Origin of the sequence: Microbispora sp. ZYX-F-249 (assembly GCF_039649665.1) — a bacterium.
In the GTDB taxonomy this organism is placed as follows: domain Bacteria; phylum Actinomycetota; class Actinomycetes; order Streptosporangiales; family Streptosporangiaceae; genus Microbispora; species Microbispora maris.
On record NZ_JBDJAW010000012.1, the window covers coordinates 87,496 to 100,854 of the forward strand.

The 13,359-nt window shown below is 71.3% G+C and carries 13 protein-coding genes; 3 read left to right on the forward strand and 10 right to left on the reverse strand.

From position 1 onward, the window contains the following. The first annotated feature begins 179 nt into the window (after positions 1 to 179). Together AAH991_RS16645 and AAH991_RS16650 are read left to right on the forward strand one after the other, a co-directional pair. Positions 180 to 1,634: a pectinesterase family protein gene (locus tag AAH991_RS16645; RefSeq protein WP_346226733.1), complete on the forward strand. Its 1,455-nt coding sequence runs from the start codon at positions 180 to 182 to the stop codon at positions 1,632 to 1,634. An 83-nt stretch (positions 1,635 to 1,717) separates the two neighbouring features. Then, entirely contained in the window at positions 1,718 to 2,536 is an 819-nt protein-coding gene (locus AAH991_RS16650) for a MerR family transcriptional regulator (RefSeq protein WP_346226734.1), read from the forward strand. A 109-nt stretch (positions 2,537 to 2,645) separates the two neighbouring features. Here the strand turns inward: AAH991_RS16650 and AAH991_RS16655 are convergent, their stop codons facing one another. The 4 genes from AAH991_RS16655 to AAH991_RS16670 all read right to left on the reverse strand — a co-directional run bounded on the left by AAH991_RS16655 (position 2,646) and on the right by AAH991_RS16670 (position 6,330). Further along, positions 2,646 to 3,761 carry a tyrosine-type recombinase/integrase gene (locus tag AAH991_RS16655; RefSeq protein WP_346226735.1) on the reverse strand — a complete coding sequence of 372 codons (1,116 nt, stop codon included), beginning with the start codon at positions 3,759 to 3,761 and terminating at the stop codon, positions 2,646 to 2,648. A gap of 51 nt (positions 3,762 to 3,812) precedes the next feature. After that, positions 3,813 to 4,280, reverse strand: a complete 468-nt coding sequence (locus AAH991_RS16660) for a ribosomal protein L7/L12 (RefSeq protein ID WP_346226736.1) — start codon at positions 4,278 to 4,280, stop codon at positions 3,813 to 3,815. A gap of 46 nt (positions 4,281 to 4,326) precedes the next feature. After that, a complete protein-coding gene (locus AAH991_RS16665; RefSeq protein WP_346226737.1) occupies positions 4,327 to 5,277 on the reverse strand; it encodes a DUF2218 domain-containing protein in 951 nt (316 codons plus the stop codon). Positions 5,278 to 5,409: 132 nt separating this feature from the next. Further along, positions 5,410 to 6,330 (reverse strand): phosphotransferase enzyme family protein, encoded by a 921-nt coding sequence (locus tag AAH991_RS16670; protein WP_346226738.1) that lies wholly within the window; start codon positions 6,328 to 6,330, stop codon positions 5,410 to 5,412. A 63-nt stretch (positions 6,331 to 6,393) separates the two neighbouring features. Here AAH991_RS16670 and AAH991_RS16675 point away from each other — a divergent pair, with 63 nt between their 5' ends. Then, positions 6,394 to 6,894 carry an AAA family ATPase gene (locus AAH991_RS16675; protein WP_346226739.1) on the forward strand — a complete coding sequence of 167 codons (501 nt, stop codon included), beginning with the start codon at positions 6,394 to 6,396 and terminating at the stop codon, positions 6,892 to 6,894. Positions 6,895 to 6,925: 31 nt separating this feature from the next. On the opposite strand, the gene AAH991_RS16680 is transcribed toward AAH991_RS16675, so the two are convergent. The 6 genes from AAH991_RS16680 to sigJ form a co-directional block, all read right to left on the reverse strand. After that, positions 6,926 to 7,708, reverse strand: coding sequence for a group II truncated hemoglobin (locus tag AAH991_RS16680; RefSeq protein WP_346226740.1), 783 nt, complete (start codon positions 7,706 to 7,708; stop codon positions 6,926 to 6,928). 305 nt (positions 7,709 to 8,013) lie between these two features. Then, positions 8,014 to 9,906, reverse strand: coding sequence for a glycoside hydrolase family 15 protein (locus AAH991_RS16685; protein WP_346226741.1), 1,893 nt, complete (start codon positions 9,904 to 9,906; stop codon positions 8,014 to 8,016). 56 nt (positions 9,907 to 9,962) lie between these two features. Beyond that, the gene (locus AAH991_RS16690; RefSeq protein WP_346226742.1) at positions 9,963 to 10,403 is read right to left on the reverse strand and encodes a YkgB family protein; all 441 of its coding nucleotides are present in this window, start codon (positions 10,401 to 10,403) and stop codon (positions 9,963 to 9,965) included. Between the two features lie 101 nt (positions 10,404 to 10,504). After that, entirely contained in the window at positions 10,505 to 10,975 is a 471-nt protein-coding gene (locus AAH991_RS16695; protein WP_346226842.1) for a cupin domain-containing protein, read from the reverse strand. Between the two features lie 5 nt (positions 10,976 to 10,980). After that, positions 10,981 to 11,919, reverse strand: coding sequence for an NADP-dependent oxidoreductase (locus AAH991_RS16700; protein ID WP_346226743.1), 939 nt, complete (start codon positions 11,917 to 11,919; stop codon positions 10,981 to 10,983). 212 nt (positions 11,920 to 12,131) lie between these two features. Further along, the gene (gene sigJ / locus AAH991_RS16705) at positions 12,132 to 12,980 is read right to left on the reverse strand and encodes an RNA polymerase sigma factor SigJ (RefSeq protein WP_346226744.1); all 849 of its coding nucleotides are present in this window, start codon (positions 12,978 to 12,980) and stop codon (positions 12,132 to 12,134) included. Between the last annotated feature and the right edge of the window lie 379 nt (positions 12,981 to 13,359).

The following is a 13,359-nucleotide window of genomic DNA, read 5'->3' on the forward strand; positions in this document are numbered from 1 at the left end:
GATGAAACTTTCGATCCGGCGCACCCCGGCTGAACAGCGACGACAGGGCTACTTAGTTGGGACGATTGACATATTCCCGCATTTGATCCTACGGTGCGGGGGCTCTCGTGCCGGGCCGGCGGCCGTACGGCGCGAGCAGCGCTCTTCGTCCATTCGGCGCGCGTACCGAAGGAGCGCAGATGCACCTCACACCCCCCATCGCAAGCCCCCCGAGCCTCCGGCGTGCGGCACTGCGGGCCGCCGCGGTGGCGGCGCTGCCGCTGGCCGCCGTCACCTTGCACGCGGGTCCCGCGCAGGCGGCGGTCCCCGCGGCCGGCGGGACGTACCAGATCAGCGTCACCAAGAGCGGCATGTGCCTGGACGTCGTGTCCGGCTCCAAGAGCAACGGCGCGCTGCTGCAGCAGTGGGGCTGCTCCGGCGCCGCCTGGCAGCAGTTCACCCTCAGGTCGGCCGGGTCCGGCGTCTTCACGATTGTGAACGCTAACAGCGGCATGTGCCTCGACGTCCCGGGCGCCTCGACCGCCTCCGGCGTGCAGATCCAGCAGTGGAGCTGCGGCAACGGCCAGGCCAACCAGCAGTGGCGGCTGGCGGCCTCGGGAAGCGGCACCTACCAGATCGTCAGCGTCGCCAGCGGACTCTGCCTGAGCGACAAGGGAGCCTCCACCACCTCCGGCGCCGCCGTCATCCAGGAGACCTGCACCGCCAACACCAACAAGCAATGGCTGTTCACCCCGGCCGGCACGCAGGGCACGGCCACCGTGGCCGCCGACGGCACGGGCAAGTACCGCACCGTCCAGGCCGCGATCGACGCGGTGCCCGCCAACAACGGCAGCCGCGTTGTCATCACCATCAAACCCGGCACCTACCGGGAGATCGTCACGATCCCGGCAAACAAGCCGTACGTCACCCTCCAGGGCCTCGGCGGGTCGGCCAGGGACGTCGTGATCGTCAACAACCACTCCGCCGGCACCTACGGCACCTTCAACAGCGCCACCGCGTTCGTCAACGGCCACGACGCCGCCCTCACCAACCTGACGGTCTCCAACGACTTCGACGAGAACACCGGCAGCAGCGGCCAGCAGGCCGTCGCGCTCAACCTCAACGCCGACCGGGCGGTCCTGTCCGGCGTACGGCTGCTCGGCGACCAGGACACGTTCCTGGTCAACGCGTCCGCCCGCGCCTACATGACCCGCTCCTACGTCGAGGGCACCGTCGACTTCATCTTCGGCGACGGCACCATCGTGATCGACGACTGCGACATCTACGAAAAGCGCAGCACCGGCGGGCCCATCACCGCCGCGCGGACCGACGCCGCCAAGACCTACGGCTTCCTCATCTACAAATCGCGCATCACCGGCGCGACGAACAACACCACCCAGCTGGGCCGGCCCTGGGGCCCCAACGCCCAGGTGCTCTACCGGGAGTCCACCCTCAGCTCCACCATGAAAACCTCGCAGCCCTGGACCGACATGTCCGGCAACTCCTGGAAGAACGCCCGCTTCCTCGAATACCGGAACACCGGCGCCGGTGCCGGGGTGAACGCCAACCGGCCGCAGCTGAGCGACTCCCAGGCCGCGAACTACACCCCGCAGAAGTACCTGGCCGGAACCGACGGCTGGAACCCGGCCGGCTGAATCGACAGCCGCAAGGACACCTCACGGGGTAGAGGCCGGGAGCGCCGGACTCTCCCACAGCGGGAGGGGCCATTCTTGAGCACGTGAACGACCTCCTGCCGATCGGGCAGTTCGCCCGCCTCACCCGGCTCAGCGTCAAGCAACTGCGCCACTACGCGGCACTCGGCCTGCTCGAACCCGCCTGGATCGACCCCGCGAGCGGATACCGCTACTACCGCACCGCCCAGGCCCGCGACGCGCTCGCCATCGGGCTGCTGCGCTCCCTCGACGTCCCCCTGCCCGTCGTCGCGGCCGTCCTGACCGCCGGCCGGGACGACGACGCGGACGCCGGGGGAGAGGCCGCCGGGGCCGCCGCGCTCACCAAGGTCAAAGAGGACCTGGAGGCCGAACTCGCCCGCCGCAAACGCGCACTCAAAACCCTCGAACGCGTCCTCGCCACCGGCCTGCCCGCCGCCGAGGCCACCGTCGTCACCGAACCCCCGCGGCCCGCGATCGTCGTCCACGACCTGGCCACCACCCCCGAGGACATCGGCCGCGCCACCTCCGCCTGCGTCGCCCGCCTCCTGGCCGCCCCCATGACCGCCGCGCCCGCGCTCGTCGGGCTGTTCCCCCTCGACTACGGCGAGGCCGTCCCGGTCGCCGTCGCCCTCACCGGGCCGGACCTGCCGGACGTGCCCGGCGCCCGGCCCGACATCCTGCCCGGAGGCGCCTTCGCCGCCGCCACCCACCTCGGCCCCTACGACCATGTCCCGCTCACCGCCCACGCCCTGCTCACCTGGTGCGCCGAACGCGGGCACGTCCCCACCGGCCCCCTCCGCGAGGTCTACGTCTCCGACCCCGCGACCACCCCGCCCGAGCGGCTGGTCACCCACCTGATGATCCGGCTGGAGGACGAACCGTGAACCGGCACACCGCCGCACCCGCCCACGCCGGCCCGCATCACGAGATCCACCTCACGGCAGCCACGCGCACCATCCCGCGCCGACCCGTACGCGCCCGCCCGAACCCCCGCTACGCGTCCGGCCCGGCCTGACCGTCCCGCCCGGCCGGGCCGCGCCGGCGGCGCAGCAGCGGATGCGACCCCATCGCCACCTCCAGCTCCCCGGGCAGGTCGTCCCGGTAACGGCCGAGCGTCGACAGATCGCTGTGCCCCAGCACCCGCCGCACCGCGTCCATGTCCGTGCCGTCCGCCAGCAGATGCGTCGCCGTCGTGTGCCGCAGCCCGTGCGGCGTCACCGCCCGCCGCCGCCCGGGATCCACCTGCCGCTGCACCCGGTCGATGACCGCCTGCACGTCACCCCGCGCCAGCCGCCTGCCCCGCCACGACAGCAGCAGCGCCTTCTCGCCGTCGCCGCCCGCCCGCACCGCCAGGTACGCCTCGAGCGCCGCCGCCACCGCATCGGGCAGCGGTACGTCGCGGGTCCGCCCGCCCTTGCCGAAGATGCGCCAGTAACGCACCCCGTCGTTGGTGTAGAAGTCCTCCACGTTGGCCCGCACCAGCTCCGACACCCGCGGCCCCAGCGTGGTCAGCAGCAGCACCACCAGCGCGTCCCGCACCTCCGTCCGCTGGTCGGCCCGCCGCCGGCGCCCTGCCGCCGGGCCCGCCGCCTCCACCGGCGGCGCGACGGGGGAGCCGGCCGCCTCGATCAGGCCCTCGGCCTGCTCCCGCGTCAGCGCCCGCCGCTCCGGCCGCAGCCCGCCCCGCTCCCGCGCCCGCACCGACGAGGCCGCCATCGGGTCCAGGTGCACCCAGCCCGCCGACGCCGCGTGCCGGAACAACGCCGACACCGACCGGCGGAACCTCGCCTGCGACGCCGCGCTCTGCCCTGTGTTCTTCCCGGGGCTCTTCCCCGTGCCTTTCCCCGTGTCCGTCCCCTCGGCGCCGCCCTTCCTGCGCTCGTCCGGCTTGCGCGCGAAGGCCAGCAGCACCGCGTCCACGTCCTCGCCGGTCAGGTCGTCCAGCACCCGGTCCGGCCCGGCCAGCCGTACGAACGTGGCCACGTCCCGCGCGTACACCTCGGCCGTGGCGGGCGACAACCCGCCCGTCACCGTCTTGGCCCGGACCAGCTCCACGTAGCGGTCGGCGGCCTCCTGCACGGTCAGCCTGTTCACCTCTGCGGGCAGCATGATCGACACCGTACCGACACGCACCGACAACGAACGCCGCGCGGTGGTCTCCTACGCCCCGCCGTCCCCCGCGTCGGCGACGTCGACCGCCTCGACGAACCGCTCGGCCTCCGCCTGGCCCATCCCCGTCTCACCGCGCACCAGGAACACCGCCTGCTCGCCGCGCCCCGCCGCCTTCAGCTCCCGCACCCGCGACGCCAGATCCGGCCGCGCGTGCCCCGGCGCCACCGGAAGCGGCCGTCCGGAGGCCAGGGCCTCGGCCAGGTCCTTGGCCTCCTTCAGCCCCAGCCCGGTCTGCTCGCGGATCAGCTTGATGGCCTCGATCTTCTTGCCCTCGGCGTACAGGTCCCGCACCCGGTGCTGCAGGTCGGCCGAGACCGGCGGCAGCAGCCCCGGACTGCGCCACGCGAGCGGCCCGGCGGGACGCGCACCGGCCCGAACGGCCGCGAGCGCCACACCGAGAAGCGCGATCACGATGACGAGGAGGACCATCCACTCGAACGGACCGATGTTGGGCATGGGGTGATCGTAAGCCTTGCCCCACGGGACAGTCAGCCCTTCGGCATCAGCCCACCCGCCGGGCGATGGTGATGCCGTCACGCACCGGCAGCATCACCGACTCGACCCGCTCGTCACGGGCGATCGTCTCGTTCAGGCGGCGTACGGCCAGCTGCGCGTCCCCCTGGAAGGCCGGGTCGAACACCCGCCCGCCCTGGAACACGTTGTCGACCACGACGAGGCCGCCCGGGCACAGCCGCGTGACCACCTCCTCGTAGTAGTCCGGATAGCTCACCTTGTCGGCGTCGATGAAGGCGAAACCGACGACCGGCTCGGCCGGGAGCGCGCGCAGCGTCTCCAGCGCCGGCGCGATCCGCAGGTCGATGCGGTCGGCCACGCCCGCCCGCTCCCAGTAGTTCCTGGCGATCGACGTCCACTCCGTGCTCACGTCGCACGCCAGCAGCCGCCCGCCCGGCGGCAGCCCCCTGGCGATGCAGATCGAGGAGTAGCCGGTGAACACCCCCACCTCAACCGCCAGGCGGGCGCCCGACATCCGCGCCAGCATCGTCAGCAGGGCGCCCTCGTCGTGCGAGATCTGCATGCCGGCCGCGCCGCCCGTCTCCTCCCGCGTCCTGACGACCAGATCGCGCAGCACCTCGTCGGCGGGGGAGCAATGCGTCAGCAGGTAATCGTCCACGACGGGGGACACGTCCCACACCGCGTCACCCGCGAGCGGCGGCGACCAGTCGACCACGAGGTCCTCACCGGTCGCGAACCGCCGCAGGTGCCCGGTGACGACGTCCCGCACCCCGGCCAGCGCCTCCTCGCCGGCGGCCGTCGCGATCATCTCGAACCCGCCCGCGCACGGCCGCAGCACGCACCGCCCCGGCCGCAGGTCGATCACCGCCCGGCCGTCGCCGCCGAGCACGGCCTCCGCGTCGTGACCCAGGTGCGCCACCAGCTGCCCGATGTAGCGGTCGGGCCGGTCGGTCATCACGTACGCCGTCGAATGAGGCATCGGCTTTCCTCCAAGTGATCAAACGCCGAGAGACGTCGACGCTTCGGCCCGGCGATTCTGCTGGCCCTCGGACCGGGCCGTCAAAGCGTCGACGATCCTCGGCACTTCCTCGCGTGAACGACTGCTCTCGCTCTACCCCGCCGACATCCCCACCCCGCCGCCCGGCGCCTGCGGCGAAAGCGCCGCCACGAACACCCCCTCATGACGCGCCATGTGCGCGCTGTCGGTGAGATACAGCAGATCGTGCCCCTCCGCGACATGCGCGGCGAACGCCTCGTGACCCGCCCCCGCCTCCGCACGCATGTGGGCGACCAGATGGTCCAGCCGCGCCCGCGCGGTCTCCACCAGCGCCTCCCGGTCCGCCGCCCCGAGCCCGTAGGCGTCGGCGAACACCCGCAGCCGCCGCGCCTGCTCCTCCACACCGGGCGCGCTCTCGTCACGGCCGGGATCGTGCAACGGCACGAACCGGTAGGCGGCATAGGCCACGTCCCACACCCGCGGCCCCGGATGCGCGGTGTCGAAGTCGATGAACGCCACCGGCCGCCCCTCCCGGAAGACGCAGTTGTACGGCGCCACGTCACCATGGCAGATCACCTCGGCCGGAACGCGCGGAGGAAAGTACCACCCGGCGGCGTCCGCGGGCGCGAAGCCCGCCGTCGCGTCGTGGTAGTCCCGCAGCAACGCCCCCACACCCGCCAGCGCCTCGTCCGTCATCGCGTACGCCGGCAGGGGATAGTCCGGCACCTCACCCGGGACGAAATCCAGCACCTCCCGGCCCGCGTCGTCACACCCGTACGCTCTCGGCGCCCCGGCGAACCCGGCCGCCGCCAGATGGTCCAGCAGCGCGTGCACCGCCGGCGTCCACCGGCGCGCGGGCCGGCGCACCGTGCCCCCCACCCGGACGACACGGTTGACACCACCCCCGGTCAGTTCCTCCTCGTCCGGCTCCGCAGAGCTCCCTCCGGCCGGACCGGCCGGCGCATTCTCCTTCGCGTACGGGAACGTCCCCTCCGGACCGTCGCCCTCACGGTCGTGCCGATCATGCTCCGCCATGCCGCGATCGTACGGAACCGGCGCGGGGACCGGAGGCGGGACAATACCGGGGGAGGAGGAGACATGACCCCCGGCGTGCGATCCGCGGCCGGCACGGGCCGGGAGGTCGCCGTGCTCGTCGGGCTGCAGGCGTCGGGCAAGTCCACCTTCTACCGGCAGCGCCTGGCGGCGACGCACGCCCACGTCAGCAAGGACAACTGGCCCAACGCGCGCCACCGGCAGCGGCGCCAGCTGCGAGTGATCGCCGAGACGCTGGGGGAGGGGCGCGACGTGGCCGTGGACAACACCAACCCCGCTCCCGAGGAGTGGGGCCCGCTCGTCGTCACGGCCAAGGAGAACGGCGCCCGGGTGGTCGCCTACTGGTTCCCTCCCGACCTCACCGCGTCCCTGGCCCGCAACGCCAGGCGAACCGGCCGCGAGCGGGTGCCCGACGTCGGCGTCCTCGCCACGGCCAGACGCCTCCGCCGTCCCCGGCTGTCGGACGGCTTCGACGCCGTCCACACGGTGACCTTCGACGGCCGGGGCGGCTTCACCGTACGCGAGGAGGACGAACCCGGCACGTGAACGACCCACGCGCGGCGGGAACGGGGGCAGGTCACGGTTCGGGGATGTAGGGCGGGGCCACGCCCCAGCCCCAGCGGGGGACCGGAGCCTGCTGCGGGGGACGGGCACCCGGCTGGGAGTTGGCGAAGGCGAGCCGGGTGCCCCACTCGATGTAGCCCGCGAAGGCGGCGCGGAACTCGGGATCGGCCGGCAGCCCGACCACGTCGGCGGCGTCCATCAGGAGATCGACCCAGCGGCGGCGCTGCGGTTCGGTGATGGCCCTGCCGAGATGCTGGACGAGCATGTGGTGGTAGCCCCCGCGTTCGTCGGTGTAGCGGGACGGGCCGCCGAACACTTCCGACAGCCACATGGCGACGTACTTGGGGTGGCCCGGATCCATATGAGCGAAAAGAGGACCGATCAGATCGTCTTTGAGCACCTGCTCGTAGAACGTCTCGGTGAGCCGCTCGAACGCCTCGGCGCCGCCCGCCCAGTCGTACAGGCTCGGGACCGAGGAGCCGGTGCCGCGTACGGCGGTGCGTTCGTAGTGCCGCATCTCCTCGATCTGCCGGACGTACGGCTTGATCTCGGAGAAGAACCTCCCGAAGTGCTCGCCGCCCCGGAAACCCCGCAGGTGGTCCTCGGCGGAGGTCCAGGCGATGCGAAGGACGTACCATTCGGGCTCTTCGACACAGCGGGACAATTCGTAGTCCACACACTGCGGCGCGGCCGACAGGGGCACCGCGGCGCGTTCGTAGGCGGCTTCGAACTCCTCGGCGTCCTGCCGGTCGATCCGGTAGCGGATGTACTCCACGATCATGTGCGTGTCTCCCAAAGGCCGCAGTGTCCGAGTACTTGTAATATTGTAATCACGCTTTCTTGCTATGGGACCGCAGGCTTCGGTGATCCGTGACCACCGAACGGCGGTCTCCGCGAAGCGGCGGTCATCGCCATGCCGACCGGCATCGGCGGCCGGCGAGCGGCTTGCACGGCACAGCCAGAACGGCTTCTCGCCGGCCGGTTTCGACGTCTACGCACGCGTCGACGTTCAGGGCGGCGGGGGAGCGGCGCCACCTGCTCGCCCGCCGGGTGAGGTGTCGGCGCGGTTCAGGCGCGTTTCAGGCGCGTTTCAGGCGCGTTTCAGGCGCCGCCTGCGCCGGCCGCCCCGCCGGCCCTTGCGGTTCGTTCGGCCTCGTCGATGGCCCAGGCGGCGTTGACGAGCCCGATGTGGCTGAACGCCTGCGGGAAGTTGCCGAGCAGCTCCCCGCTCCCGGGGTCGACCTCCTCCGACAGCAGGCCCACGTCGTTGGCGTACGCGGCGGCCCGCTCGAACGCCTCCCCGGCCCGGCCGACCTGTCCGGACATGGCGAGCGCCTGCGCCAGCCAGAACGAGCACAGCAGGAAGGCGCCCTCCTCACCGGCGAGGCCGTCGATGCCGTCCCCGGTGCGGTAGCGGTAGACCAGGCCATGGTCGTCGGTGAGCCGGTCCGCGACCGCGTCGATCGTGGCCAGCACCCGCGAGTCGCCGGCGGGCAGGAAACCGGTGATCGGCACCATGAGGGCGCTGGCGTCCAGCTCCTCGGAGCCGAAGGCCTGCGTGAACGCCCCCACCCGATCGTTCCAGCCCTCACGCAGCAGAGTGTCGCGGATCTCGGCGCGGGTCCGCCGCCAGGACTCCACACGACCCCGCGCCCGCAGGAGGCCGGCGAGGGCGATGCCGCGGTCCAGCGCCACCCAGCACATGAGCTTGGAGTACAGGAAGTCGCGTGGCTCCCCGCGTATCTCCCAGATGCCCTGGTCCTTCTCCCTCCAGCGCCCGGCCGCGGTGTCGGCACAGGCGACGAGGAAGCGCCGGACGTCGTCGTCGATGTCGCCGATCTGTTGTTCGAGGCGCACGGCCGCATCGAGCAGCTCGCCGTACACGTCGATCTGCCGCTGGTTCCACGCGCCGTTTCCGACGCGTACCGGCCGGCTGCCGCGCCAGCCGCGCAGATGCGGCAGGGTACGCTCGCTCAGGTCGTGCTCGCCGCGGACGCCGAACATGATCTGCAGCGCGCGGTCCTTGTGCAGGGATGGGGCCGCGGTGGTCAGGAAGGCGAAGAACTCGCTCGCCTCGTCGGGGCAGGCCGCGACCCACAGGGCGCCCATCGTCAGGGACGCGTCCCGTACCCACGTGTACCGGTAGTCCCAGTTGCGCTCGCCGCCGGCCCATTCCGGCAGCGACGTCGTGGCGGCCGCGACGATCGCGCCGCTGGGCTGGAAGGACAGCGCCTGCAGCACCCGCCCGCTGTGGTGCACCAGATCACGCCACGGGCCGTCGTAGGCCTGATGCAGGCCGGACCACGACTGCCAGGCGACGATCGTGCCGTCCAGCCGGGCCGCCAGTTCCGCCTGATCCCACACCCGCGCGGGAGTCTCCTCCGGCGTCGAGCACTGCATCGCGAAGTGCCGCGTCTCGCCCTCTCGCACCGTGAACACGCCGTACCCGCTGCAGTCGCCGATACAGAGGGGGACAGGCGTGGTCAGCACGAGCCGATCCACGCCGCCTCGGGCGGTCACGCCGCCCTCGACGACGGACAGGATCGGGTAGACCAGGCCGTACTCCGGCCGGGGCCGGTACTCGATCTCCATCGGCACCTCGCCACCGAGGCCGGACACCCGTCGGGCGAGCAGGTGCGGCACACCGACGCCGAGCCGATGGCCGCCGTCGTCCGGCCCGGCGAGCAGGGCGTCGGTGAGAACGACCGTGCCGCTTCCGGTGCGGAAGGTGGTCTCCAGCACCATCGTCTGCGGGAGATAGCGGCGCGTCGTCTCGTACGGGACCACCGGGCGGATCGCCCAGTGCCCGGCATCGTCGTCCAGCAGACGGGCGAAGACGGACGGCCCGTCGAATCGGGGAAAGCACAGCCACTCGGCCGATCCGTCCCGGCCGATGAGGCCGGCGGAATGACGATCGGACACCAACGCGAGGTCGGCGATGGGTGTGGTGCTCATCAGCGCCGGATACCCGGAGAAGAAGACGACGTTACGCACGGGCCGCAAAATCGCGGTAAAGCCGCACGCTCATCGGGACGCCGCCCGGCACCCGGTCAGGTCCCGAGCCGCCGGCGCTCGGCGGCTCGCAGGGCGTCCGCGGCCGTCAGCAAGGAGGCTCCGAGAAGCACGACGTCCTTCACCAGGAACTGCCCCGTGAGTGACAGCTTCGGTTCCCCGCGTGTCTCTTGCCACGCCTCGCGCGTCGTGGCCAGGAAGCTGAGGGTGGTGGCGAACATGCCGACGGCGGCGAAGCTGCCGAGCGCTGACGCCCGCGGCGCGAACGGTTTTGCCCCGATCAGCGAACCCACGACGATTTCGGTGACGCCGAGCAGCCTGGCGACATTCTTCTCGCCCATCCTGGCGATGAGCCACGCGAGCGGAGGGCTGGAGGTGACGAGGGGACGAATGTTCTCCACCTCGTAGTCTTCGAATTTTATCCGCCCGATCTCCAGAAGGTTGACCACAAGCCCATAGCGGATAGTCGAGATCCCCACGCTATGCGCTATTTTCCCGAAGCGGTGTATCTCCATGAAAGCCTCGCCGCTTATATCGCTGGATGCAGGACTCGAAACACCAGCCGATGCCGAGCATCAGGTCATGCCGCACCGTGTACGGACCTCGGGTCGTCGACCTTGAGCTTGGCTCCGGTGTCGGAGACGAACACGACCAGGAGCTTGGCCCGTTTGGTCCGGCTGGTGTTCTCGGTGACGACGTGGTGGGCGCCCGGCTGCTCAACCCAGTTCTCGCCTTGGCGGTAGATGCGCGCGGGCTCGCCGGCGAGCCCGCTGCGCACGGTGCCTTCGAGGACGTAGGCGTAGACGAACGCCGTGCCGTGACGATGCGGCCTCGCTCGTGCGTCGGGCGGGAAGTCGACGATCGCCGAGGTGAACGTCCTGCCCTTCACATTCGGGAGGCTCTGCTGAAGCAGAGGCGTGAGAGTCTCGGCGGGGTGCCTCGACGTCACGGCCACGGTCGGCGTCGTGACATGAGCGGGCCGGTCCCAGGTGGAGCGGGGCGCGGCCGCGGTCAACGTGGCGACGGCCAGCAGTCCCCCGGCGAACCGCATTCCGATCACAACGGGTCTCCTGTTCGGTCTTCTGTGACGCGGATGATCGTCTTGCCCCGGGTGCGCGTGGCGGGGGCGAACGCGGCGGGTGCCTCGGCGAGCGGCCGTACGGCGGCGACGACCGGCGTGAGCCGGCCGTCCCTCAGTCGCATCGCGAGCTCGGTGAGCCGGGCGCGGTCGGGTTCGACCACGAAGAAGACCGCCCGCCCGGCCTTGGGCTGAACCTTGGGCGGCAGGGTGATGGAGACAAGCGTGCCTCCGGCCCGGACCAGGGCGGCCGACCGGTCGAGAACGTCCCCGCCGATCACATCGAACACGACGTCGGCCTCGCCGGCGTTCTCCAGCTTCTCCGTCTGCAGGTCCAGGAAGGTGTCGGCGCCCAGTGCGAGCACCCTGTCCCGGTCGGCGGACCGGCCAGTGCCGATGACACGGGCGCCTGCCTCGCGGGCGAGCTGTACCGCGATCGAGCCGACGCCGCCCGCGGCGCCATGGATCAGGACGGTCTGGCCCGCGGTGAGGCGGCCGTGGTCGAACAGGCCCTGCCAGGCGGTCAGCCCGGAGATCGGCACCGCGGCGGCCAGGGTGTGGTCGACGTCCGCCGGCAGCGGCGCGAGATTGCGGGCCTCCACCGCGGTGTACTCGGCGAGCGAGCCGTTGCGGGTCCAGTCGGCCAGGCCGAACACCCGCTGGCCGACACTCAGACCGGTCGTGCCGAACCCCAGCTCTTCGACGACGCCCGACAACTCGTGCCCGGGCACGCTCGGCGTCCGGTCGCGGCCTGCGCGATCGGTCCACGTGGTCGGCCAGTCCAGCTCTCCAGGGGTGAAGCCCGCGGCGTGCACTCGCACGATGACGTCGTTCCCGGCCGCTTGGGGGTAGGGCACGTCCGACAGGGACAGCCCGGCGAGACCGGCTTCACGGTCCCGCACAGTTATGGCTTGCACAGAAGGGTCCTTCCCGGGAAGGGGCGCTCGAGCGCGCGGCCCGTTCACCGGCAGGGCTCGTCGCGGCTCGTCGGAGGAACGCGGCAGGTGGACGCCTTCACGTCCGGCTGATCGAGCTCATCTGCTCACGAGCGTTCGTCCGTCTGTCCCGTGTGGTTCTCATCGAGTGGTTCTCACCAGGGAGACGAGGTGACCCCCCGGGGTGTGACAGCTCAGACGTGAGAAAGCTTGTCCGGGTTGATGACCCTGCGGTACGCGCTGATCAGACCGTCGGTGATCTGAAACGTGTCCACGGAGTAGACACGGCCCTCCCGTTGGCACACCAGGGCGAGCTCGCCGCCGACCTCGACGAGGTCGATGCGGTCCGGACGCCACCGGCGGCCCACGCGCACCATCACCCCGGCGACGCGTTCGCCACCGGAGACGGGCTTGCGCATGGCGGCGGCCTTGCCGCCGCCATCGGTGATGTAGACGGCCTCGGGGTGCAGCAGCCTGACCAGGCCGGCCAGATCCCCGGTCTCGTAGGCGGCGCGAAAGGCGGTCAGCACGCGTTCACGCTCCGCCTTCGACGCCTGCGGCGAAGACTGCTTCGCGTCGGCCACCCGCCGCCGCGCCCGCGAGGCCAGTTGCCGAGCACCCGGCACGGAGACAGCCAGCACTTCGGCGATCCGGACGAACTCGAGACCGAAGACATCGTGCAGGACGAAGGCCACCCGCTCCGGCGGGCTCAACTCCTCCATGATCAGGAGCATCGCCGAGCCGACGGACTCGTCGACGAGGACCGGCTCCGACGCGTCCGGCCCCGTCAGCAGCGGTTCCGGCAGCCACGGCCCGATGTAGGTCTCCCGGCGGAAACGGGCGCTTTTGAGCATGTCGTACGACCGCCGCGCGGACACCGTCACCAGCCAGGCCCGCAGATCATCGATGTCCTGCAGATCTGTTCCGGCCGCCCGCAGCCACACGTCCTGGGTCACGTCCTCGGCATCGGCCACACTGCCCAGCAGCCGGTAGGCCACGCCGAAAACCGCGGGCCGGTGCCTCTCCCATTCGGCCCCGAGCATGTCCTCGTGCTCAGACCCTCCAGGCGCGTAATCGTCGCACATGAGAACCGCGACCTCCTCCAGCGTGCGAATCCTCGAGTCCGGTGCCGCCGAGGTCTTCGCGTCGGCCTTCGTTCAGACGGCGCCCGCATCGATCGCAGGAACGACATCGGCCTCAACGCTCTTCTGTCGCACCCGGTTTGAAGCACCGTGGCCGATTTGGACGATATCGTCCACTTTGCGGTTAGTTGTCTGATTGTGTCAAACCGGCGATAGAGGTCCCCGACCTGGGCCTTCGCGTTGTCCGGCATCATGTCGAGGGCGATCACGAGGGGCCGTTCTTCCCTGGAGTCGCGCCACCGACACGCTTGACAATTCCGACATTACCCAACAAACTGGA